General features: G+C 61.1%; 20 protein-coding genes. 7 read left to right on the forward strand and 13 right to left on the reverse strand.

The genetic code is table 11. The features are described 5' to 3' along the window. Positions 1-406: 406 nt before the first annotated feature. The 3 genes from AWB66_RS04675 (at position 407) to AWB66_RS04680 (ending at position 3,229) form a co-directional block, all read left to right on the forward strand. On the forward strand, positions 407-616 hold the full coding sequence (locus tag AWB66_RS04675; protein WP_087629119.1) for a hypothetical protein: 210 nt from the start codon (positions 407-409) through the stop codon (positions 614-616). 50 nt (positions 617-666) lie between these two features. Next, positions 667-1,758: a hypothetical protein gene (locus tag AWB66_RS32800; protein ID WP_125469658.1), complete on the forward strand. Its 1,092-nt coding sequence runs from the start codon at positions 667-669 to the stop codon at positions 1,756-1,758. Positions 1,759-1,840: 82 nt separating this feature from the next. Then, the gene (locus AWB66_RS04680; protein WP_159462875.1) at positions 1,841-3,229 is read left to right on the forward strand and encodes a DUF3987 domain-containing protein; all 1,389 of its coding nucleotides are present in this window, start codon (positions 1,841-1,843) and stop codon (positions 3,227-3,229) included. A gap of 223 nt (positions 3,230-3,452) precedes the next feature. On the opposite strand, the gene AWB66_RS04685 is transcribed toward AWB66_RS04680, so the two are convergent. Next, positions 3,453-4,166: a MobA/MobL family protein gene (locus tag AWB66_RS04685; RefSeq protein WP_087629121.1), complete on the reverse strand. Its 714-nt coding sequence runs from the start codon at positions 4,164-4,166 to the stop codon at positions 3,453-3,455. A gap of 672 nt (positions 4,167-4,838) precedes the next feature. Between AWB66_RS04685 and AWB66_RS33585 the strand changes: the two genes are divergently transcribed. Continuing rightward, on the forward strand, positions 4,839-4,979 hold the full coding sequence (locus AWB66_RS33585; protein ID WP_159462876.1) for a hypothetical protein: 141 nt from the start codon (positions 4,839-4,841) through the stop codon (positions 4,977-4,979). A gap of 430 nt (positions 4,980-5,409) precedes the next feature. Here AWB66_RS33585 and AWB66_RS32805 read toward each other — a convergent pair whose 3' ends face one another. The 4 genes from AWB66_RS32805 to AWB66_RS33475 form a co-directional block, all read right to left on the reverse strand. Then, positions 5,410-5,622, reverse strand: coding sequence for a hypothetical protein (locus tag AWB66_RS32805; protein ID WP_125469659.1), 213 nt, complete (start codon positions 5,620-5,622; stop codon positions 5,410-5,412). An 85-nt stretch (positions 5,623-5,707) separates the two neighbouring features. Continuing rightward, on the reverse strand, positions 5,708-6,175 hold the full coding sequence (locus AWB66_RS04690) for an EcsC family protein (protein ID WP_159462877.1): 468 nt from the start codon (positions 6,173-6,175) through the stop codon (positions 5,708-5,710). Further along, positions 6,096-6,410 (reverse strand): EcsC family protein, encoded by a 315-nt coding sequence (locus tag AWB66_RS35070; protein ID WP_087629123.1) that lies wholly within the window; start codon positions 6,408-6,410, stop codon positions 6,096-6,098. The genes AWB66_RS04690 and AWB66_RS35070 overlap by 80 nt, the downstream gene beginning before the upstream one ends. Positions 6,411-6,889: 479 nt before the next feature. Continuing rightward, the gene (locus AWB66_RS33475) at positions 6,890-7,225 is read right to left on the reverse strand and encodes a hypothetical protein (RefSeq protein WP_143328348.1); all 336 of its coding nucleotides are present in this window, start codon (positions 7,223-7,225) and stop codon (positions 6,890-6,892) included. Positions 7,226-7,709: 484 nt separating this feature from the next. Between AWB66_RS33475 and AWB66_RS04705 the strand changes: the two genes are divergently transcribed. Then, the gene (locus AWB66_RS04705; RefSeq protein ID WP_235020985.1) at positions 7,710-8,546 is read left to right on the forward strand and encodes an SIR2 family NAD-dependent protein deacylase; all 837 of its coding nucleotides are present in this window, start codon (positions 7,710-7,712) and stop codon (positions 8,544-8,546) included. A 209-nt stretch (positions 8,547-8,755) separates the two neighbouring features. On the opposite strand, the gene AWB66_RS34240 is transcribed toward AWB66_RS04705, so the two are convergent. After that, a complete protein-coding gene (locus tag AWB66_RS34240; protein WP_235020986.1) occupies positions 8,756-9,124 on the reverse strand; it encodes a hypothetical protein in 369 nt (122 codons plus the stop codon). Between AWB66_RS34240 and AWB66_RS04710 the strand changes: the two genes are divergently transcribed. Beyond that, on the forward strand, positions 9,095-9,772 hold the full coding sequence (locus tag AWB66_RS04710) for a WYL domain-containing protein (protein WP_235020987.1): 678 nt from the start codon (positions 9,095-9,097) through the stop codon (positions 9,770-9,772). The genes AWB66_RS34240 and AWB66_RS04710 overlap by 30 nt on opposite strands. Before the next feature lie 107 nt (positions 9,773-9,879). After that, on the forward strand, positions 9,880-10,455 hold the full coding sequence (locus tag AWB66_RS04715; protein WP_087629126.1) for a hypothetical protein: 576 nt from the start codon (positions 9,880-9,882) through the stop codon (positions 10,453-10,455). A gap of 73 nt (positions 10,456-10,528) precedes the next feature. Here AWB66_RS04715 and AWB66_RS04720 read toward each other — a convergent pair whose 3' ends face one another. From AWB66_RS04720 to AWB66_RS32810, 7 genes are all read right to left on the reverse strand, one after another. Then, positions 10,529-13,930 (reverse strand): UvrD-helicase domain-containing protein, encoded by a 3,402-nt coding sequence (locus AWB66_RS04720; protein ID WP_200818927.1) that lies wholly within the window; start codon positions 13,928-13,930, stop codon positions 10,529-10,531. Then, positions 13,927-16,575: a PD-(D/E)XK nuclease family protein gene (locus AWB66_RS04725; RefSeq protein ID WP_087629127.1), complete on the reverse strand. Its 2,649-nt coding sequence runs from the start codon at positions 16,573-16,575 to the stop codon at positions 13,927-13,929. Before AWB66_RS04725 ends, AWB66_RS04720 begins: the two co-directional genes overlap by 4 nt. Before the next feature lie 73 nt (positions 16,576-16,648). Continuing rightward, a complete protein-coding gene (locus AWB66_RS04730) occupies positions 16,649-18,079 on the reverse strand; it encodes a PD-(D/E)XK nuclease family protein (RefSeq protein ID WP_087629128.1) in 1,431 nt (476 codons plus the stop codon). Between the two features lie 122 nt (positions 18,080-18,201). Further along, positions 18,202-20,244: an AAA family ATPase gene (locus AWB66_RS04735; protein ID WP_159462878.1), complete on the reverse strand. Its 2,043-nt coding sequence runs from the start codon at positions 20,242-20,244 to the stop codon at positions 18,202-18,204. Positions 20,245-20,465: 221 nt separating this feature from the next. Then, complete coding sequence (locus tag AWB66_RS04740) at positions 20,466-20,918, reverse strand: hypothetical protein (RefSeq protein ID WP_087629130.1); 453 nt, start codon at positions 20,916-20,918, stop codon at positions 20,466-20,468. After that, a complete protein-coding gene (locus tag AWB66_RS33970; RefSeq protein WP_200818928.1) occupies positions 20,899-21,117 on the reverse strand; it encodes a hypothetical protein in 219 nt (72 codons plus the stop codon). The genes AWB66_RS04740 and AWB66_RS33970 overlap by 20 nt, the downstream gene beginning before the upstream one ends. Before the next feature lie 98 nt (positions 21,118-21,215). Beyond that, positions 21,216-21,725, reverse strand: a complete 510-nt coding sequence (locus tag AWB66_RS32810) for a hypothetical protein (RefSeq protein WP_125469660.1) — start codon at positions 21,723-21,725, stop codon at positions 21,216-21,218. Between the last annotated feature and the right edge of the window lie 196 nt (positions 21,726-21,921).

The raw sequence follows: 21,921 nt of genomic DNA on the forward strand, positions 1-21,921 counted from the left end.
CTGGCTCCATTACGCCGATCCTGCGCTGGCACCTATGCGCCGATCATCAATTGGCTCCTATACGGCGATCCGTGACACTGCCATCGCCGCCCAGGGGTGCGCAGGTCGAAGCAGGCCCGGACGATTGTGCTGCGGCTGACCAATTGCATACCGAATTTTCCACGCAATAACCCCTTTCCATAGGCGATGATGGCGCGGCAAAGCCGCGCCGCTTTATGCCGTTCGAAGGCGAATCCGAAGGTATTCCTAAGGAAAGACGGAATTTTTAACAATCCGCATCACTACAGACCGTCGCGAACGGTATCGATCGGGTCGGACATGGGTACGTATTTTCAACCTGTTCGGATGCAACGCGATACAGCTCGAGATCAAATCCGTGAGGCTGCATTTAAGGAAGAAACAAACCATGACATCGCAATTCAACTCCAGCTTGTTCGGTTTCAATGAAGTGAAGGACGACGTCGACATGATCCACCGTAATGCACGTGCGAATTACGAAATTAACGTGAATGCGAACGTAAATGCCGACCTCGACGAGGATGACGACGAAGCGCCGGTTGACGATTTCCTCGAGCACTGCGCACGGCTCTACGAACTCGACGGGCTGCACCCCTGAGCGATTTGACTCGCTAGCCCGGCTTAGTGGCGACGGAGCACGCGTCAAGCGTGTTCCGTCGCATCGAGCTGGCATCGGGTCTTGAGGAATTCATCATGCAAAAAACTGAATTTAAAGAAGCGGATCCAAGTTGTGATGCACACGCAGCTGGAGAACCGGGCACTTCCACCCTTTTGTTTGGACCCTTCCCACCTCTCAAAGCTCCCTGCACCACTGCTTTGCCATTGGCAATTGCGGCCACCGTGACGTCGCTCGGTATAGCAATGCGCGCCGGCTATCTCTACGGCAGCTCGCCGTCGGAGCAGCTCGTCTGCATCGCTTGGTCTGTAGCTGCGGTCCTGTGCGCCCATCTGCTGCCGGCGCTGTGCCGCTCGATGTCGCTTGCCATTCGTAGTATTGCGGCAGTTTTGTGGCTTATAAGCCTGGCGGTAGTGCTTACAGGGCAGATGTCGGTTTTCCTACTGGCACAGCGCTCTGCTGGGGACCACCGGGCTGATGCCATTGTTGCAGTCGTGGCGCCACCGGCTGGCGCATCTACGGGACGTAGCCTTACGGTAATCGCTCAAGATCAGGCGAAGATCCAATCCTCCCTGGCGATCATTGACAGCCGCCATTGCGCCGGCCGCTGCGGAGCCGTTCGTGCTCGCCAAGCGGGTTTGACGGCAGAGTTCGGTGCACTGACGGCGGAGGCTGACGAGGCGAAGCGTCGTGAAGCTGCGGAAGATCGTCAGGTGGCGCTCGCTGACGACTTGCGTCGTGCGCGCGACTCGTTGCGCGACGATCCCGTCACGTCGCTACTCGCGGAGTGGTCGGGTCTAGACGAAGCACACCTCAATCTGCTACTTGCGCTGGTTCGCGCGGTTGCGCTCGACGGCATGGCTAGTTTGACTTGGTATATCGCGTTTAAATCGCGTCGCACGACTGCTACTAATGCTAGCGATTCGGTAGTCACCCCTGGGGCGATTGACGCTCGGGGCCCCTGTTTTCGACGCACGTCGCTGCGCCGCCTTCTATACCCATACACTTATGTCGTTCGATTATTCACGGTGGTACACCCCACCACACTTAGAAAATCCGGTCGCAATAAGCGCTTCACATCCGCCAGAAGGTTGGGGCCTCGACGGATTTTCCGATCCAGATGATTCGCCCCCAAGTGACATGCCGCCGACGGTGGCCGCTCTTGTCGATGAGCTTGGCGACCTGACAAGTCACGACGTGAGACCCATGATCAAAACCATGGTGCTCGGAAATCTTGCTATACCAGTGCAAGGCTCGTTCGATCAGGAACGGCCGAATTGTCAGCCAGGCCCATGCAGCGTGCTTGCTATTTCATTGGCAGAAACAAGCGCATTCAAAACGACCATCAGGAAGGAGTTGGAAAAACCAGTAGTAGAAATGGAGCGGCAGCAGCAGGCTGAACTGGCGCAAGATGATGCCGGTACGAAAACCGCACATCGGGTCTGGGAGATCAAACTCGATAAGTGCGACGCCATGTTGAAGAAAGAGTGGGCGCGGCCGGCTCGCAGAAAGCGCCGGATTCGCCAGCACGAGTTGATTATGAGGAGGGAGCCCGGGAAAAAAAAGCCCTTGCAGTTGTTGTATGGGCACGCAACATGGCCAGGTGTGTACGATGGCATGGTCAACTATGGCCCAATCGCAGCACTGTACTTCGACGAAGCGAGCCGATTTACCAATGGGCCACTTACTTCTGGACTTGACCTGATGAATAGTGGTTGGGATGGTTCAGATTATCGTAGCAACCTGAAGACGACGGGTAACGTCAGGATTCGTGGCATTTGCCTGACGCTCGTAGCAGCAATTCAGACACGTCCGTTCCGTCGGTTTATCAAGAACAAGGGTGCGGATGCTGACGAACTTGGTTTCCTGGCACGTTGCCTTGTATCGCACTCGCCGAAGCCGGATCGCACTGGTATCGCCGGAAAAAAGGGGGTTCCCACGGCTGCGCGCGAGCACTATTGGGCATGGTCAACACGGTTGCTTCAACGTCTTGGTGAGAAATTCCGTGCTGGCGATGTAAGCCGCAGGGCTGTGCCGATGCATCCCGATGCAGAGAAGCAGTGGATCGCCACCTATGAGTGGCTGGCGCACTCGATTCGCCCGGGCGGTTGTTACGAGCCGATCGAGAACTACATAGCCAAGTGTGCAGAGAACATCGCGCGTATCGCGGTAATCTACGAAGTGGCTGAAAACGAAGAACCGAAAGAAGTGTCGCTCGCGAATATGCGCCGTGCGATTCGCATGTGTAAGTGGTTCACGGAGGAGTACATTGAAATCTTCGGTTCAATGTATTTTCCGATCGTGGAGCAAGATGCAGTGCAGGCGGTGGCGTGGTTTCGCCACTATCATGAGAGGTCGGGCGGTAGTATGCAGGTCAGTACGCGTATTTTCCGCCAGTATTGCTGGGGCAGCCGTGAATTCCGCCACGATCGCAAACGCGTTGATGCAGTGCTGGAGTACCTTGAAGTCGAAGGCGTGATCGCGATTATTGGCTACGGCTCGCGCAAGTACATCAATCTCAACCCGCAACACTTTGGTATTACCGCTCACGCTGTTAGCACCCTCGGTGGCTCCAGCCTGTTCAACCCGAAGTAAGCAACTCGCACCGCAGTCTGGTGCTACGGTGCTACATGTAGCACCGTAGCACCGATTTGACGGGTGGATTGCCATTCATCAGGGCCGTCCGCCCTGACGCGATGGCAACTGCGGTGGGTAGCGACGCGCCTGTGGTGCTAACGTCATCACCCGAGGCCGGCTCCAGCCGGCCTCGTTTCTCTCGGCTCGTCCCGCTGTCCGCTGGCGTTTTCGGTATCGGGCTTCATGCCTGCTGCTGGCGCTGTGCGCTGTACTGCTTCCGGTCATCCGCCGACATGCTGCGGACACGAGCCTGGCCGAGATGACGTTCGGGTTCCCGATCAATGCCCTGATCTTTCAGCGTACGATGATCGACACGGGCCGTATGGCCGTACTTTGCCAATGCCGCGTTTTGCAGATCGGCACACTTCTTTCGTGTTGCGATTAGCTCATCTCGCATCTGCATACTGTTCTTCCCGCCACTGTCTTTCCTGCGGCCACCACGCTCGGGGTGTTGCGGGTTGTAGCGCCGGAAGGTCTGCTCGGGTGAACGGTCAATACTGTCGTCCATGCGGTCGGAATACATCAGGTGGAGGTGGGTGTTCTCGCCGTCCCCGAGCGAGGCATGAGGGCCGTGGACTGCGTACTGAAACGGTTTGCTCCCAACCAGTTCGTAGGTAAGCTGGCCTGCCAGTTCGATCTGCTGTTCGCGTGTCAACTCGGATGGCAATGCGATTTCGTGTTCGCGATAGGCCGCCCCGTTGGCTCGTTCGTACTTGTCGCTTGCCTTCCAGAACACCGCCGGATCGTCCTGTGTCCACGGAGGCATATTGCCGTAAGCGAACGCGATTAGATCCTTTCGATCTCTATACTTTTTTGCATCACGCATGATGTACTCGCGGTGATCTTCTGCAGAACCCCTCTTGCCACTTTTGACGCAATGATGAAAGCTTGCCATGTAACTACCCTTTCTCGTGCTGAAATGAAAAAGGCCAGCGCAAAGAGGCTGGCCGCGAGCGAGATGGGCAATCAACGTGGCTTTGCTTGTTTTTTCACTTTGCGAGAAACGTTAAGTGCGCGTCCTTAATCCCCCTCCTTCTATTAGGGCATGGAGTCGGACTGTCTCAAGCAGGACTACGACTATTACCAGTAGAAGAGGATTGATTGCTCATCTCATAGCATAGAGGGAGCAGTAGAAAATGCACAAAATAGATCAATACAAAGAAGGGGAGAAGAGTAGATCACTTTCACCAAGAGCCATGCATCAAGCATGGCTTATAAAGAAGGTGAACGACAGTGTTGATGTTTGTGTAATCCACCATTTAGTGAGTGGCAGCTCAATCTCTCTGAAACAGACATTGCAATATCAGCCGAAATGTCGTGGCTCGATCACGTTGGACGATGTACAGAGACCTCGCGACAGATTCTTCAAGGCGCGCAGATAAAACAAGTTGATGTCATGCATCAAGGCGTACGTATGGGCGACCGAGGAAGGTGAAGATACGGGATTTCACCTGCACGTGATCCTCTTCTGTCTGTCGGTGACGAGAGATGACGAGAGATGACGAGAGTCTTGCGAACCAGGTGGGAGACTCCTGGTCGATATCGTCACGCAAGGTCGAAGAAAGTATTGGAACAGCAAACAGGATTGGTTGAAGGCGGCTATGAGATGAATGGCCATGGGGTCGGCGTAGGGCAGATTAACCGCAGCGACAGCAAGATGCGTCGATCGTTGCATGAGAATTTGCTCTATCTGGCGAAGGCTGAATAGCTACAGATCAAGGCAGAGGGTAAGGTTTGTACGTTCAGCATGAGCGATGTGCCGATGAAGCTGAAGAAAGGGGCTCCTCGTGATGGTAGCGCTGTTGATGCAGAGGACGATGGGTTTGACCAGTCCCAAGGCGTGCGGCGAGGAGGTTCTGTCGTGCAGCGAGGCTCTGTAACTACTGGTAAAAGCTCTGCAAGCCGCTTGTGCAAGTCGGGTGCGCGCTACCCCTTCCGATTGAAGCAAGCCTGTCACTAGCGGGAAATCGACAGTGATGGCAAAGAGAAGAGCCAAACACCCGGCTCTTCTCGCTTGCGTAAGTCGTGTCAATGATTGCGAGCGATGAGAGCCAGCATCAACTTCTTGTCGGCATCGCACGCTTTCATGGACTTGAGTTTGCCGTGCGACGCTGGTGACGTGTGCGTTGCCGCATTGGTTATGCCAGCGACCCATCCGCATTGTTCACCCTGCTTGGTTGCGGGCACTTATCGGGCACCCCATCGGCATCGAGTTGGCATGACGTATCTCGATCGTCCAGCGTCAAATTGCCACCGGGAAGCGCGTTGGTGATGATGCCGCAGCGCGTTTCCGCGTTGGCGGTGAGCGAGAGCATTGCAAGCACGAGTGCTGCTGCAAGTTTGAATTTCATGGTGTCTTGTCTTGATAGAAGCCTCTGCGGAAATATTCGTTCATGTTGCCGCTAGGGCTTCCTCGTAGCCCTCATCGCAGCAGAGCTATGCGGAAGCGCTCCCCGACAGTTCGAGTTGCGGTTCGATCGATTTGCCAAGCTGGGTCAGCTTCTCGTATTCCGCCTGGATCATGGCCGCACCGTATTTCCGCTCTAGGTGGCGTACAGTGAAGTGACCGCAGGCCATGTCTTGGAAGTGGTCGATGAACAAGGTAGCGATTGCGGCTCCGCTGGCGGCACCGATTATAGGAATGAGTTGAGCGACTGCCTTCTCGCTGGCCACCACACCAAATCGTTGGCCAATTTGCCGAATCAACTGGATCAGAACAGGTCCGGCGGTGTCTGTTCCACCCTTAGCAAGGTAAGTAACGACGTCCGTGACCGCAGCAGCCATCGCTTGACGTACGGCGAAGTGACCGATCTCGGCTCCATCATCACTCTTGCTTTTGCCGCCAAATGCGAGGACCTCGACACATGCAACCTGTGTGTCGTGATCGGACAGGTTCTCCCCCACCGCTGCGTGCGATATCTGCGATCGAGCGCATCATGATGGTCGTTGAGATCGGCAGCTCGATGGCAATCGCAGCAAGTCCGAATGCGCCACCAACGGCCCCGCGGGGTGCCGATGCTGCCTTATGCCAGAAATTCGACGCCTTAGGAGGGCCGGCACTGACTTCAGGGGTATCACGTCCCGTCCCGAACGTGCCTCGACTACATCGCCGGCTGCCGACGCTGCCTTCTGCCACCATCTTGGTGCCTTGGGTTCGGCTTTGTTCCCGGGCGTGTCATAGTCCATTATCTTGAGCGCAACGTTAAGCGCGGCATGAATAGCTTTTTCCTGCGGCCGATACGCCCAACGTGAAAAAAGATCGGCGCACTGAAAACATGTTGTGCAGACCTTCCCTAGCGTTGGTCTGGGTTCATCCTGATTGCCGGGCGATTTTCTTGCCAGGTGCCAGAATTAAAACATTGCTGGAGGGGCTACAATTCAGGGCATCGTTCCCATCCCTTCAGTGATTGTCGGCAGCAACTCAAAAAAAATGAATGAAGTTGCACATTGTGTTGGCGATATATCTGATTGGGATGTGGGCTGTTGTACAGCGTTGCACGATTGGCAGCCTTAGGTCCGGTTGCAGTCTAAATCGAGCTTTGGACAAATCGTGTCCCATCGCATACGTGTGCATAACGGATACGAATGAGGATGTCGGAGTGCGGATTGTCAGTCCGGTTAGGGACTAGATGTGTCATCGCTTTCTTCGAATGTCCCGCTGAAGTCCTCCCAGAGCTTGTCGTGTGTCTGGTTTGTCCATTCGACGATGTTTTGTTCGTCGGTTGTTAGCACGACTTCAACTAGGTCTCCTGGCTGGCTTTCGCGAATGCGCGAGACGATGAGGTGGGAGATTTTCGGCTCGACCATCGCTACTTGGGGTGATTGCCCCTGCACTCGGTATCGCACTTTGTAGCGGGGCGCGCGGTGACTTTCTGTTTGTCCTCGCCGTCGATATCGCGACGTCCGTATGTACTTTACGTTGACGAATTCCAGCGTGCCCGTAATTTTTGTCATTTGATTCCTTGACTCGAAGCGGCAGTCTGCGCAACCTCGGACAGGAGTGCTCCCGTCCATGCGAGCGTCCCGTCCGGCGCTGGCAACGGTTTCAGCCGCATCTTTGCGAGAGATGCGTCGTATCCCCATAACCTCGGTGCGATGCAACGCGGCGCGTGAGCGAGCCGTGCGCTCGTTGCGCGCTGCATCACGACAGGCCTGTACACGTGGCCCTGCTTTGTCATAGCGGTTAGTGACTTCCCGTCGCATTGAAGCGAGCAGCTTGCGCCGCGAATGGGACAATCGCTGTCTCGATGCCACTGACTGGCGACTGGCGTGGGATTGGCGGAGTATCTTCGCTATTGCGGCGTGCAAGCGGGCTTTCGCGAGTGGTATAGCAGGCCGAGTTCAGTCGGGACACGAACTGTCCCTACCTCGCCTTATAGTCTTTCCCGCGGCAGGGATTGACTATCATGCCGCGCGCCGGACTACGGCCGGAGCACATATGCCACAGGAAGAATTTATGGAAGCACAGGCGCACGCAATTGCACGCGCAGCCGAATGGATTCGCAACGCCGACGCGCTCTTGATTACCGCGGGCGCAGGAATGGGCGTCGATTCGGGCCTTCCTGACTTTCGTGGCAACGAGGGGTTGTGGCGCGCCTATCCTGCGTTGGGGGCGTTGCAGCGCGGCTTTCAATCCATGGCGAATCCGGATGCATTCCGGGACGACCCCCTGCTTGCCTGGGGCTTCTATGGCCACCGCCTAGCGCGCTATCGCGAAGTCGAGCCGCACGGCGGATTCGCGATACTTAAGCGTTGGGTGGCGCGCATGCCACACGGGGCGTTCGTTTATACGAGCAACGTCGATGGTCAATTCCAGAAGGCAGGTTTTTCGGAACGCTCCGTCGCGGAATGCCATGGATCGATCCACCATTTCCAGTGCGCGACGCCGTGCTGTGCGGACATCTGGCCGGCAACCGGATTCGAACCCGCGGTTGACGAGCAAGCCTGTCGAATGATCGGCGAATTGCCGCGTTGCGCACGGTGTGGTGGCCTCGCGCGTCCCAACATCCTGATGTTCTGGGACCATGCGTGGCTGGAAGAGCGGACAGAAGGTCAGATAGCGCATTTGCAGATGTGGATGAGTTCGGTCAAGCGTCTCGCGGTGATCGAGATCGGTGCCGGAACGGCGCTACCGACTATCCGTCGGTTCAGCGAGCGTCACGGACCTCGTTTTGTACGCATCAACAGTCGCGAACCCCAGATTGACCCGGCAGTGGGCCTCGGCATTCGGGGTGGAGCGCTTGAAACCTTGCTTGCCATTGATGCTGCGCTTTAGCGCTCTTCTGCGAGGTGGGCAAGGCATCCAAGCCATTGCCGTTGACTGGTCGAAGCGCTTCGGGTAGGAGGCGTCCCGTTCGAAACTCTGACGGAATCGGAATGGCCTTGAGCGTTGGGCGGATCGCGCAGTACGCGAGCAATTCAAGATTCAGTCCAAATTGCCGATAACCCGACGACGGACTCTTACCTTGCCAGCGCTATCCCATGTCAGAACTCGATCGTGAAATCATGCGCGTCTTGCCCGATGGGGCAACGCAGGGCAACTACCTCAGTACGCCAGAAATCCATCAGCGCGTCGTGCAGGATGCACTTGAACCCGTCACGGTCAGGACGATCAATCGCCATCTCACACGGCTTGCGACAACCGGGCTTGTTGAGATGCAGGAGCGCGGCAACGCGCTCGAATGGCGCAGAAAGGCCGGTGCGAGCGGCATGGCGGCGCGCGCGGGTGCGATGATGACGTTCGACGAAGCGCTCGCGCTCCAGACCTTGCGGCGCTTCTCGTCGCGACAGATTCCCGGCCTCGTCGCTGACGCGTTGTCCTCGATGTTCGGGGTCGCCGAAGCGCGCTTGCAACGCCCCAACAGCCCGAACGAGCAGCACTATTCCCGATGGGCCAGCAAGGTCGCAGTCGAAAGCGGCGGCTTCGCCCTGAGCTATCCGGTAATCGACCGCGAGCTATTTGCCGTTGTTTCGAAGGCGCTCTTCGAAGAGCGCAAGCTGGAGATGGTCTATCGGCCTCGCCACAACGCCGATAACGAGACGCCGAAGGTAGTTCTTCCGCTCGGTCTTGTCGAAGTCGGTGGCCTCGTTTATCTCATTGGCGGCACCGAGGGCAAACAGGAGCCGACGATGTACCGCATGGATCGGCTCTGGCAAGCGAAGGCGTTGCCCGAAGCGTTCTCTTATCCCGCGACATTCTCGCTCGAACAATATGTGAAGCAGCAGCGCCGTTTCGATTTCATGGTCGAAAAGGAAGTGCTCCTTAAGCTGAAATTCTTCGATAGCGCGGGCGACCATCTACTTGAAGCGCCGATGGCCATGGACCAGAAGGACTCGCGCAAGGGCGACGCGCTCTACGTGCAGGGCACGGTGATGTTGAGTCAGCGTTTGCGATGGTGGTTACGATCGTTTGGCCCGAACGTCGAAGTGCTCGGGCCAGCGAGCCTGCGCGCCGAGCTGGTGGCGGAAGCGGCGCGGCTTTACGGGATGTATGGAAACTAGGCGGCACATCACGCGGCACGTTCCGTGCGGTGGCAGACCGGGCAAGACGCTGCTCGTGATGAGCGCGCCGGAAGACAATCGAAGGTATTAGGAAGGCTCCAGAATTGATGAAAATTTCGGCTTACGACGTTCGCCTCGGCGAAATCTACTATCGCTATCTGCTCGAGCTCGCGCGCGACAGCGGGGGCGCGACGATCCGTTATGGCAAACTGGTCGAGCGCGCCAAGCGTGACTTTCCGGATGACGAACTTGTGCAGAGCGCGATTCCGCTCTCGATCGGCAAGCGGCTTCTGATGATCGAGATGTTCTGTGCCAAGCACGAATTGCCGAATCTCGCATGCCTTGCGGTCAATGCGAGCGGCCAGCCTGGTCGGGGCTACAAGGCCAATTGGGAAGAAGAAAAAGAACGTGTCGCGAAATTCGACTGGGAAAGCTGCGAGCAGGACTGGGCGATGCATGTCAACGAGTGGCGCACCGCCGCACAAAGGCCGCCGAAGCTCGTCAAACGCTCGCGGGAGGACGCTGAAACCGAATTCATGGCTCACTGGCATGCGGACGCGGTAAGCGAGAAGCCGCTCTACCCGAACCGTCTCGACAATCACATTAAGGAAGAAATCCTCAAGGCGCTTGTCAAAGGGCATTGGCCTGAGGATGCGTTCCAGGTGGCTGTCATCGACGCCTGATCGATTGCAGGTTGGGACTGCGCCCAGGCCCGGCGCACGGCAATATGATCTGTCGCCGCGCGCCGGGGCAGGCTTACGCGGCTGCGGCGCCGGTCATCGTTGGCTCGACGGCGACTATTGCGCCTGTCGTCACGAACACGATCAGACCGCGCTCGGCGCCGGTGACGTCGAGATAGGCGCGAACCTGCGCGCGATAGTGCTCCACGGTCTTCACATCTGGCCGCACATCGCTTTTCCAGTCGATCACGACGGCGGGGCGTCCATCGGCATCTAGCGTGACGGCATCGGCGATGCCGGCCGTTGCCGTTTCCTTGCCGCCGTCCTCCTGAGCGCGATAAACAGGGAACTCCGGAACGAGCGCCGCCCTCAGTGGGGCGATCTCGGGCAATGCTAATGTCCGGGCGACGCAATCAGCGAGCTCGTGGGCAGACATCGCATTCACGGCGCCGCTTCGTTGGGGGTGCTGGAACACATCGATGAGCTCCTTCGCGCGCATGATGAGCGCCGCTGCATCGTCAGTTGTCTCTCCAGTCAGCACTTCCTCGAAGAGCTTGTGCAGGATGAGTCCGCGCTCGCGGCTCCCTTGGACCGTGCTGGCCAAGGTGGCGTCGAGCAAAGCTTCGATCCCCATTGATTCTTCCTGGGACGCAGCTTGCAGCACCGGCCCGGACGTACTCTCGTCACGGCTTGGCGCCAACCACGTCAGCTTGTGCTGCAGTTCTGCGATGGCTCTTGCCTCGGCGGCGAACGCGTCGCGCGTCTGCGCGTTCTCCGGCTCGACGACGGCTGCTCCCGTGGCCGCCGCCAGATGCGTGACGTCGAGAGCCGGCAGCGCGCTGATCGCCAGATCGAGCAGCCCGATCCAGGAGTTCTTGGGTGCTGCCGCGTCGAGGCGCGGCAGGACGAGCAGTTCGCGGGCGCGAGTCGCAGCGACGTACCAGAGCCGGGTTCGCTCGCGGGCGAGCTCATTCTGCTCGGCTTCGCGAGCTGCCTCGTAGCCGAGCGGTGCGACGCCGAGAATCGGGCAGTAGAACGTTTCGGTCTGGCGCTCCGTGATCGCGCTGTCGGCGGCCATCACGCCAGTCATCGTGTTGACCGGAATGACGACCGGCCACTCGAGACCCTTCGACGCGTGCATGGTGAGCAGCGTGACCGCTTCTTCCTGAGCGTCCGCCTGGCCTTCGACCGCTTTGGCCTCGTCCTGCCAGGCGAGCGTCATCGCTTCGGCGAATGCCCGCAAGCCGCGTACCGCATAGCTGGCGGACAGCCCCAGATACAGATCGACGTTGACGAGCGCGCGCTCGGACTCGCGTCCGTGACGGCCGCGCAGAATATGCCGCACGCGCATGACGTCGATCGCCTGCGAAAGCAGATCGTGCGGCGTCGTGTGGTGGCTGCGACGCTCAAGCGCCTGGAGTGCCTCGATGACTTTGCGTGCAAGCGGATGCGTGATGGCTTCGGCGTCCACGCCGAGGTCGAGTCGCGCGATGCAGTCGGGCGCGTCGGGGGCGCGCGGGAGCGTCCACGCGATATCGAGCAATGCCTCGTCCGTGAGGCCGACGAGCGGCCCGCGCAAAAGCGCGCCGAGCGCCAGCGTGTCCTTGCGGTCGGCGAGGACGCGCGTGAGCGCGATCAGGTCCTGAATCTCCTGACGGCGAAAGAGGCCCTTGCCGGCCTGTGTCGCGACCGGGATGCCGCGGCGCTCCAGTGCCTCTTCGTAGCGCCAAAGGTCGCTGCCCGTCGGCGCGAGCAAGGCGATGTCGCCCGGCCTGCACGGACGTGTTTCGCCTGTGCGGCGATCGAGGACGGTCGCGTTGCCGACGAAGCGCGCGCACAAATCCGCGACGGCTTCGGCTTCCGCATCGCGTTGCTGCGTGGTGTCGGCTGCGCCGCTTGCGTCTGCCACGGCGATGTCGAGCGCCGCCACGCACGCTTGCTCGCCGCGGTCGCCGTGGAATGCGTCGAGCGCGGTGAAGCCGGGCTGCCCGTCGCTCGAGAGCACATCTTCAAAGCGCTCGTTCACGTAGGCAAGGATGGGCGCACATGAGCGGAAATTGGTCGAAATCGACAGCAGGCTCTGCGGGTCCTGTGCGCGAAACGCGTCGCGGGCCTGAACGTAGGCGCCGACGTCGGCGCCGCGAAAGCGGTAGATCGCCTGCTTCGGGTCGCCGACGAGGAACAGCGCGCCGGGACGGATGCGGAATTGCGTCCAGTCCGCGTTTAAGTGCCCGTCTGCCGGGTCGCCGCACAAACGCCAGAAAATCTCGGTCTGGAGCGGGTCAGTGTCTTGGAACTCGTCGACGAGCACATGAGCGAAGCGCGCGCCGAGCGCGCGGCGGACGTCATCGTGATCGCGCAGCAGGTCGCGCGCGGCGAAGATCAGGTCGTCGAAATCGAGCAGCGCGGCGGTACGCTTGTAGTCGCGATAGCGTGCGAGGATCTCTCTTGCCTCGTCGACGAGCGACACCAGCACGTGACTCGCAGCAGCCTGAAGCAGTGCCGTCCACGTTTCGCTGCAGGCCTCGTAGCGATCGGTCGCGTCGTCGTTGAGCTGTTCGCCTTCTGCTTTGCTTAAGCCTTGCGCTCTCGCAGCCGCGACCCACTTGCCTTTGTAACGATAAACACGGAATTCGCCCGTCTTCGTGCGAATGTCCGAGTGGAGACGCGTCGTGAGAAGGCGGACAAGGCCCGCGGGCGTCGCCGGACCGGGGCCTGCTGACAGCGTAGCCGCCAGTTCTTTCAGGTGATCCACGATGCGCGCCGTTTCCGGTTCCATTGTTGGCGTGCCGTGTGCGAAGGCGCCGAAGGCCGCCGTCGCTTGCTGGAATGCCTGAAAGGGGCTGCGGAGCGCCGCGACGTTGGGCGCGCGAAGCGTGCGTCGGCGCCGCAGGCTTCCGGCGATCTTCCGTACGAGCGCCACCGCCTCGGCAGGCTTGTGCAGCACCAACTCGGCGAGCACGCCAGCCTGCGTGCCGCCGAGCCGCTCGCGCAACCAGCCGTCGACGATCTCATCGAACACGAGATCGGCCTGGTTGCGGTCCATCACACGTGCGCCGGGATCGAGATCCGCTTCGACAGGGTATGGCTTGATCAGGCGCTGGCAGAACCCGTGGATCGTCGAGCAGGTGATCTCGTCGAGGGCCGTCGACGATGCCGCGAGATTCGCCCGTTGTGCTGGCGACAAGCCGTCTGGCAGCGCAATTCTGAGCTCGGCGCCGATTCGGCCCACCGAGAGCTCGGCAACGAATTCGCGCACCCGTGAAACGAGCTCACTGGCGGCTAGTTCGGTAAACGTGACCGCCGCGATCGAGCGCGGCGCGACGCCTTCGGCCAGCATGAGCGCGATGCGCCCCGCCATGATGGCAGTCTTTCCGGACCCCGCGCCGGCTTCGACGAGTATCGACCGGTCATGCACGCAAATCGCGGTGCGGCGCGCGTTGTCGTCGTTGAGAGCTTTTGTCTTGCCGTGCATCATTCGGCCTCCCAGACCGCGGTGAACTCGCCGAGCCGCTCGATAGCGGCCGGCGTCTTGCGCTTGCAATACGTTGCGCTCGCATTCGCGGGCAGGGCGAATGCGAGGTCGTCGGTGTTCGAGCCGGCGTCGGGGCCGGGCAACGCCGCGCCTGCGGCGAAGCTCTCACGTGCGGCTTTGAGGTGGCCGGCGATCTCGTCGAGTACGGCGTCCGCGTTCTCGAGCACGAGGTTTTTGGCATCGCGCAGATAGAACAGCGAGGCGCTGATCGATACGTCGTCGCCGAGGAGTACCTTAACTGCGAACGCATAGAGGCAGCGCTGCAACTCGCGGCCGCCGTCGACCTGAATTGTCTCTTTTGGCGTCTGCCCGCTCTTGTAGTCACGCACGCGCGCGCGCGTGCCGTCGCCGGCAATGTCGAGCCGGTCAATATATCCGGCGATGTTGAATCCCGTGTCGGGGATCGAGACGGTTGCTTGTGCATCCCACGGGAGATCGGCGTCCGATTTGGGCGCGGAACCGCCGAACGGGACTTCGCCCCAGGCGCGCGCGCCGGGCAGCGTGTCGTCGTGCCAACCCAGAGCGACGCGTGCCATCGAGCGCGTGTCGTCGAGCGTCCGGCGCCAGATGACGCCCGGCGGCAACGCGCACTCATTTTCCCATTGGGCGGCGACGGTCGTCGCCGCACGCTCCACGGCCGCCGCGATCGTTTCGGCATCGGACTTCGCGACGCCGTTCGCACGCTCGAGATCGCGCAGCGCGAGATCGAGCACTTCGTGAACTAGGTTGCCGACGCTGGGCGCGTCGAGCATGAGCGGTTCGGCGTCGCTTTCCTGTTCACGCCAGCCGAACGCATAGAGCCACAGATAACCGAGCGGATTGCGCAGCAGGCGCCGCAGCGAACTAGCCGACTGGGTACGCGTGAGGATTGCAAGTACGAGTGGGTGGTCGGCGCGCACGAGGCCGTCATGCGCGGTGATCTCGGCGCGCTGCCAGTCGTTCCAGCACGCGCGTGCGCTGGCCGCTTGCGGCAAGGAGCGAAATTCCGCCGGTCGGCCCATGAGCCGGTCCGTTTCGGAGAAGGCGTGGACGGGGGCGGTATAGCGGCCGAGAAATGTCTCCGCGCCGTATGCGTTCAGCAGGGGACTGCGCCCCAGCTGACGCCCGTCGCCGTTGCGGCGCGCGCGCGACAGCACGGCTTCACTGGCTGTTGTTGCCAGAATGGTCTCGAAGTCCAGGCGATCTGCGGCGCTCACGTGCAGCGGATTGAATTCGGCGGCCGGAATGATGTGTTCGGGAACCAGCGCGTCCTCGGCATTGCTGCGTGGCCAACGCGAGGCGTTGAGGCCGAGCAGCCGCACGAAGCGGCGCGGCGAGCCCGCGAGCGCGCTGGCGGGCATCCACGCAACGCTCACGCATGGGTCGTGCTCATCGCTTTGCCTGGAGCTTTCCAGCGTGATGTCGATTGACGTGGCCGGGCCGGCGAGCAGCGCCGAGCGCCAGATCGCGAGCGCGCGGCCCCTTAACATGGCCTCGCCGATTTCGGGCGCGGCGTCCGGGCCGCCCGTGAGGCGCTCGACAAGCGCACGCATGGCCGCGCCGTGATCGTGGCCGTCGGGCCAGTCTTTGGCGCTCAGGCGGGCGAGCAACCGCTCCCATGCGTGCAGCGAAGAAAGCGGTGCGTCGGGCGGCATGATTCGCATCCAGCCCTTCGGCAAAGCTTCGAACAGCGCCGAATCCCGGCATAGCGACGCGAGGCGCCGCAGGCGCGACTGCGAAAGGCCGCGCACGACGATCTGCGCCAACGCCGCGGCGGCTTGCCCGTCGCGGGTCGCCACACTGCGGATGCCATGGACGAAATGCAGATCGAGATTGGCGTCGGCGCTCAAGGTCAGAAGAAAGTCGTCGTAGTCGGTCGTGGACGCGCTCGCGATCGCGATTTCCGAGGGGACGGCTTGCCCGGACGCAAGCAGTGACCGCACCCAGCGCATCGCTTCGATCGCTTCGTGGTAAGGCGTCGCGGCGCTCACGCCCGTTACCGTGGGCGTCGCGCACGCCGTCTGCGACACGGCGACAGCGCCTGCGTAGAGCCACTTCGGCATCGCGCGCGGCCCGGCGGACCATTGCAGCTCGACGTGCTGCGCCAGCGCGAAAAGCATCGGTCGCCAGCACGGATCGAGATCGGTCAGCCCGGCGATTTCCACTCGCCCGAGGACAGCCGGCGCGTGAGCGATACGACGCACGGCCGCTGCGACGAGATCCGCGGGGCGCATCATGCCCGGCGGCAGTTGCGCAAGCACGGCCGCCTCGAGCCTCGCGACGGCATCGAGGCGTGGATGGTCAGCGGCGCGCGCAGCGAGGTCGATGTCAGCGCGCCAGGCCCTTTGCAGGGTCCCGGCAGCGGCGTCGATCATGCCGGGCAGCGACTTGATGCTTTCGAGCTCGCCAATTGGCGTCGTTGGCAGCGCCGCCTTGAGCGCGCCACGCAGGCTCTCGACGTCGATCGGACGCGTGAAGCCGCCAGCGAGCCGCGCCGCCAGTTGGTCGACGGTCATGACCTGCAAGCCGTGCTGTTGACGGCGCGCCGCCGCAAGGCGGCTCGCGCGCACGGCGAGATGGTCCTGTACTACCAGTGTGCTGCGGGCCATGACGGCTTTCCTCTCTATCGGGATGTGCTGACGCTGGTCTCGCGTCGAGGTCAGCGCGTTTGCGGGTGGCTTGTCAGGCCGCGGCAAGCTCGTCTCCTTCTCCGAAGCGGCCGAGGTATTCCTCGATCTGCTTCGACGTTTTGGAGACGAACTCATTCAGCTTCTCGGCGAAGTGCGCCGCGTCGGGCGCTTCGATGTCGCATGTGATGCCCGTGCTCACGAGCGTCTGCACCTTCTGGTTTAATTGCTCCTTGGGCTTGCGCCGCGCGAACAGGCGCGGGAAGTCGTTGACGCGGTCATTCCTCTGAATGTCCCGCACCATCAAGTTGCGTTCCTCGAGATACACCTCGTCTTTGTACACGTTGCCGTCGAGCAGCCAGATCTGCAGGGCGACGAAGACCTTGTGCGGCTGCTTCGAGTCGTTGCGAATTTCGTACAGCACACGCGGCAACCGCTCATCCGACGGCTCGAAGATGCGCGGAAAGCGCTGCGCCCAGTCCGTGACGATGAAGCGCACGTACGAGTTGTCACTCTTGACCTTGCGGAGGCCGGGCGTACTGAGCGCCTTGTCGATCATCTTGGCCCGCGCCTCGAAGCCCAGATCGACATACTCCAGCAGCGGGTCGAGCAAGCGCTTGTTGCGCTCGTAGAGCACGATCCAGTCCGCCGGATGCGGCGCATTCTGGCTCGACGCCTTGATCGCTTCCTTCAGGCACCGCAGCGCCGTGGTGTGGTGGGTGGCGAGCTCGGAGAGCGCGCAGTTGACGAAGCCATCGGCATCGTCGGCGACGTCGCTCAGAATGTCGAGGTAGCTTGCGAGGAACGCGTGCTGCTGGTCGCCCAGTTGCGCTGATTCTCCCGATGCAGCGAGCACCGTGCGAAGCGGCTGCGCAACCGCCTTGCTCCATTGCGCGTTGATCCAGTCGTCGCCTTTGATATCTTGCTCGTCGATCGTCAGGTAGACGAGCAGCAACTCGCGGCCGGTTCGTTGCGCCCACAGTTGTAGCGGCACGCGATAGGCGTTGAGTTGTCCCTCGCCTTCGGTGGCACCGATCTTTGCTTCGATCGCGACGGCCCAGCCTTGTCCTTCTACGAGCACGTCGATGCGGCGCTTGCCGCGCTCGCTGTCGGCATTTGCGGGCACGTCGGAATATCGATCGTCGTCGAAGTCGGGAACGATGCGGTCGCCCTGCACCTTCTGCATCTGCAGCTCGGAATGCACGCGGACGATGGCGTCGTTGTCGGTTTCGTAGCGGAGCAGCGTGGTGTGATCGCTGGCCGCTTCGCACACGCTCTTCAGGAACCCGCGCAGGAAATGGTCGCCCAGGCCGTGATTCTCGCGGGGATCGAGCAACCACGCCAACGTCGTCGTATGGCGCAGTTCGCGCTTTTCTACCTTGAGGACGCGGAACGGGTTGAACGATTTCCAGCGTGCTCGCAGCCTGACGGCGAGCGGATCATGCAGCACATCGAGGAGGCTTTTGATATCAGCGAAATCGGGCATGGCGTTGTTGTGGTCTTCCGGAACCGTGGATCGTGGCGCGGGCTACGCCAGCTTGCGGGCGGCGAACGGCATGACACCGTCTCATGGCTATCGGCACAAAGGCCGCTTTCTTTAGCAGCACGTCAGCGCAGAAAGCCGATCGGTGCCGATCCTCGCTGGCGGGAACTGCATTCGCTTTCGAGTGCCTCGGCAAACTCGAGCGCGCTTTTCAACGGGTGGAACCGGTGGCGCCGGATCACGGCCGCGAAATCGCCCGGCGTCAGCGCGGCGAGGCGCGAAAGTACGCGATCGATCGCGGCATCCGGCGCTGCGAGCCCGAGCGCCTCGCAGCGTCGCGCGAAGAATGCCGCGGCCTGCGTGGGCTTCAGATAGCCGAAACGCAGCTTGGCGTCGAAGCGGCGCAACGCGGCTTCGTCGAGCGAACCCAACAGGTTGGTCGACATGACGAGCACGCCGTCGAAGTACTCGATCTGCGTGAGCATTTCGTTGACGGCCGTGACCTCCCAGCTGTGCTGGCTTGTGGCGCGCTCGCGCAGGAAGCTGTCGGCCTCGTCGATCAGTAGGAGCGCGCGTTCGCGCGCGGCTTCGCGAAACACGTGCGCGATATTCTGCTCGGTTTCGCCGACGTAGGGCGAAATCATGTCGGAGGCGCGGCGCAGCAACAGCGGGCATTGGATCTCTTGCGCGAGCCACGTCCCAAACGCGGTCTTGCCGGTTCCCGGCGGACCGTACAGGCAGAGGCGCGCCGAGCGCGTGCTCGCGATGTTTTGCGCGAGCACGGCGAGGTCGACGTCGACGCTTACAAGGCACGGGTCGAAGCCCCCCGTGACATCGGGCGCGCCGTGGAGTGCGAGCGGCGTATGGCCCTGCGCTTCCAGCGTGTCATTGACGATCCGCTCGAGCGCGTCGCCGAAGCTTTGCGGGGTCCAGTCGTCGGCGACGTGATGCAGTACTTGGGCGGCGCGCGCGACCACGCCGGGCGTGAGCGCCGGATGCGCCGACAAACGATGCAGGCTGGCTTCAGACACACGGTTCTCGCAGGCTCGGGAAATGATGCGGGTGCGTACGCGCGCCGGCGGCACGGGCAGGTTCAGCACCAGGTCGAAGCGGCGTACGAACGCGGGATCGATGCCCCCGACAGAATTCGAGAGCCAGAGCGTCGGCACGGGGTTTTCTTCTAGCGCGCGATTGAGCCAGGCCTTGTGCGCCTGCGCAACGCTACGCTCGCCCGGCTCGCCACTGGTGAAGACGTCCTCGGCTTCGTCGAGCACCATCAGCGCGCGACGCTCGGCAAAAAAAGCCTGCGACGCACGAAATGCGCGCAGGCGCTGCGCGCCGGGCACAGCGTCGCCGTCGGCGTTCTCGCCCGTGACTTCATAAAGGCTCAATTGCATCGCGCGAGCCAGCACGCGCGTCAACTCCGTCTTGCCAGTGCCCGGCGCGCCATGCACGAGAATGTTCACGCCGCGCCGCTGCGTCAGCGAGGCGCGTTTGAGCCAGGCGCAAATCAAGCTGACCTGTTGCTCCACGTGAGAGAAATCGGTGAGCGTCAGCGTGGGCGGCGAGGCGAGCGCGACCAGCCCGCGCAGGAGTTCGAGCGTATCGACCGCGTCCGACACGATGCGATCGGCGAATTCGCTTGAAAGCAGGTCGAGTTTCGCCGCGAGCGTCCAGCGCTGCTTGCGATCGACGTTCAGCAGGCCCGAGCGCGCGAGCGTGCCTTGAGGCGAAAGCGCGCGGCGCACCGCCTGTTCGTCTATGCCGAGCACGGCACCCAATGCGTAATAAAGGCCGGCCGACGTCAGTTCGCCGATCCAGTCGCTCAGCTTGTCGAGAACTCGATCGGTATGCACGAGCACCGCGAACATCAGGATGCGAGACTCGACGTCCGTGAGGCCGACCAGCGCCTGGAGCTTGCCGATGTTCTGCGCAACGACCGCCGGCGCGTTCGCAGCCAACGGATTGGTTTCGACTGCGGCGAGGCGTTCCTTCAGGAGCGTGCGCGCGGACCGCGTGTCGAACAGGCGATCGGTGGCCTCGGTCGCATCGTCTTCCTCGATGTCGAATTCCACAGTGAGGGCGCGCGGCGCGCCGGGCAGTCGCAGGTCCGGCAGCGCGAGCGCCTGGGAGATCAGATCGCTGGCCCAGCCGCTCGGCTTGATCAAGTATCGGTGCAATTCCAAGTTCACAAGGAACCGCAGCGACCAGAGTTCGACGACAGGCTCCACGTTGCTGATTCCATCAGGTGAGGACTCCGGGAGGAGAAAGCGATGCGTCATGGGCGGGTTGGGATCTCCGGCAATTCAGACGTATCAAGTATGAGCGTACATCAGGACATTTCGTGTCCCGATTCCGGTCGCGATGCCTTGCGCGCGGGCAAACCAGATCAGCACGGTGCGCGCTCAAGCCGTGTGCGTGCCTCATTGTGATTGCGTGCGCCCCAGGCACTGATCTGGTTGAGCGCATAGGCATACTCGCGAGCGAAGAACCAGCGCGTGCGGCTGAGTTCCCACGAGTAGCCGAAGCAATCGTGACTGTCGACGATGAAATACGGTTGCCGTGCCTGCACGAGAAAACCGATTTCGAGCTTCCACACGACCTTCGCGAGCCAATGCTCAAGGTCGTCGAACGTGGCGGCCTGTTCGATATGGCGGAAATTCAATCCGCCTGCTACCAATGCTTCGCGCACTTGATCGAAGTCATTCTGTAGCAGGTCGCGAGCTGGGCCAAAAAAAACGTCGTCGCAGAGCGATGCGTCGATATGAACGATATGTTCGACTCGCAAGGCGTGCACGAAGAAGCGCCGATGGATCGATGGCTCAGCCGAGGTGCGCGGCATGGAGATCTCCTTTCAATTGAGGATGTCGTGATGTTTGACGCGGTTCGTTTGCGGCCTGCGTGGCGCGATCGAGTCGTTTCCGCAGCGTGTGCAGCCGGCGGAGTTGCGCGGGCATGACACCAGGCGTTGCCTCGACCTGCTGAATACGCGAACGCCAATAGGTCGGCCCAAAAATCGCGAGGGCGTTAGCGTTGGCCATGACTCGCTCGAGATGCAAGATCGCGGCATCAAGGTTGCGAATCGTGTACGGGCTGATGCCACGCGCTGACGTCGCGTTCCTCTTTGCAGGATTAGTTGTCATTGCCGGCATGACGCTTCGCGACGATCCATCAGTCGATGACCATGCGACATTTCGACGGAGATCTCGCCGATTCGAACCAGAGCGTCCCAGTTGCGTTGAGCGCCGTGTTCGTAAAGAGCGCGGAACAGGTGGCACAGACGCATGTCTGGCATCGAACGGGACGTTTGATCGTGAAGGTCGTTGCCTGTGTCGAAATGCTCGGCCGTGTCCGCATTCAGGATGGCACGGCCATCGAGCCTCGCAACGATGTTGTGGCTATCACGGTCGAAGTGCGGATCGCACTCGCGCAGGGCGCAACATACTTCAACGCGAAGGTCTGAATCATGTGACGCATGCTCGCCGACTTTCGAGGCTCGCTCGACAAACGGTTCGTCGCGCAGTCGCGCGGCGTTGCAGCGAATCCAATATTCGGCCTTTGAAAGACCGTTGTTGAGCATTCGAATATCCACGAGTTCGCTAACGGACAAGTCGGCAAGACGTCGGTGGCCATATGGCGAAGCGGTCATGCGCTCCCCTTTGTAGCGGTGATGACGCAATGGTGAGAGAGGGTTGGGACAGACCGTGTCCTGACGCGTTCAGGCAAACAGCTTCGATCTTCGAGCGCATGGGACACGCTTTGTCCCGATACGTGCTCATACTGGCTTCGCGTCAGGGTCCGGTCGCTGGCTATAAGAAGCGCTTGCGCTATCACCACAATCTTGC

The sequence above is a fragment of the Caballeronia telluris genome, from assembly GCF_001544495.1.
GTDB classification, from domain to species: domain Bacteria; phylum Pseudomonadota; class Gammaproteobacteria; order Burkholderiales; family Burkholderiaceae; genus Caballeronia; species Caballeronia telluris.

Excerpts from the sequence above, each read along its gene's own strand:
- AWB66_RS04675 (WP_087629119.1), top strand. The coding sequence starts at position 407 with ATGACATCGCAATTCAACTCCAGCTTGTTCGGTTTCAATGAAGTGAAG.
- AWB66_RS04680 (WP_159462875.1), top strand. The coding sequence starts at position 1,841 with ATGATCAAAACCATGGTGCTCGGAAATCTTGCTATACCAGTGCAAGGC.
- AWB66_RS04685 (WP_087629121.1), bottom strand. The coding sequence starts at position 4,166 with ATGGCAAGCTTTCATCATTGCGTCAAAAGTGGCAAGAGGGGTTCTGCA.
- AWB66_RS32805 (WP_125469659.1), bottom strand. The coding sequence starts at position 5,622 with ATGAAATTCAAACTTGCAGCAGCACTCGTGCTTGCAATGCTCTCGCTC.
- AWB66_RS35070 (WP_087629123.1), bottom strand. The coding sequence starts at position 6,410 with ATGGTGGCAGAAGGCAGCGTCGGCAGCCGGCGATGTAGTCGAGGCACG.
- AWB66_RS33475 (WP_143328348.1), bottom strand. The coding sequence starts at position 7,225 with ATGACAAAAATTACGGGCACGCTGGAATTCGTCAACGTAAAGTACATA.
- AWB66_RS04705 (WP_235020985.1), top strand. The coding sequence starts at position 7,710 with ATGCCACAGGAAGAATTTATGGAAGCACAGGCGCACGCAATTGCACGC.
- AWB66_RS04710 (WP_235020987.1), top strand. The coding sequence starts at position 9,095 with ATGTTCGGGGTCGCCGAAGCGCGCTTGCAACGCCCCAACAGCCCGAAC.
- AWB66_RS04715 (WP_087629126.1), top strand. The coding sequence starts at position 9,880 with ATGAAAATTTCGGCTTACGACGTTCGCCTCGGCGAAATCTACTATCGC.
- AWB66_RS04720 (WP_200818927.1), bottom strand. The coding sequence starts at position 13,930 with ATGATGCACGGCAAGACAAAAGCTCTCAACGACGACAACGCGCGCCGC.
- AWB66_RS04725 (WP_087629127.1), bottom strand. The coding sequence starts at position 16,575 with ATGGCCCGCAGCACACTGGTAGTACAGGACCATCTCGCCGTGCGCGCG.
- AWB66_RS04730 (WP_087629128.1), bottom strand. The coding sequence starts at position 18,079 with ATGCCCGATTTCGCTGATATCAAAAGCCTCCTCGATGTGCTGCATGAT.
- AWB66_RS04740 (WP_087629130.1), bottom strand. The coding sequence starts at position 20,918 with ATGCCGCGCACCTCGGCTGAGCCATCGATCCATCGGCGCTTCTTCGTG.
- AWB66_RS33970 (WP_200818928.1), bottom strand. The coding sequence starts at position 21,117 with ATGGCCAACGCTAACGCCCTCGCGATTTTTGGGCCGACCTATTGGCGT.
- AWB66_RS32810 (WP_125469660.1), bottom strand. The coding sequence starts at position 21,725 with ATGACCGCTTCGCCATATGGCCACCGACGTCTTGCCGACTTGTCCGTT.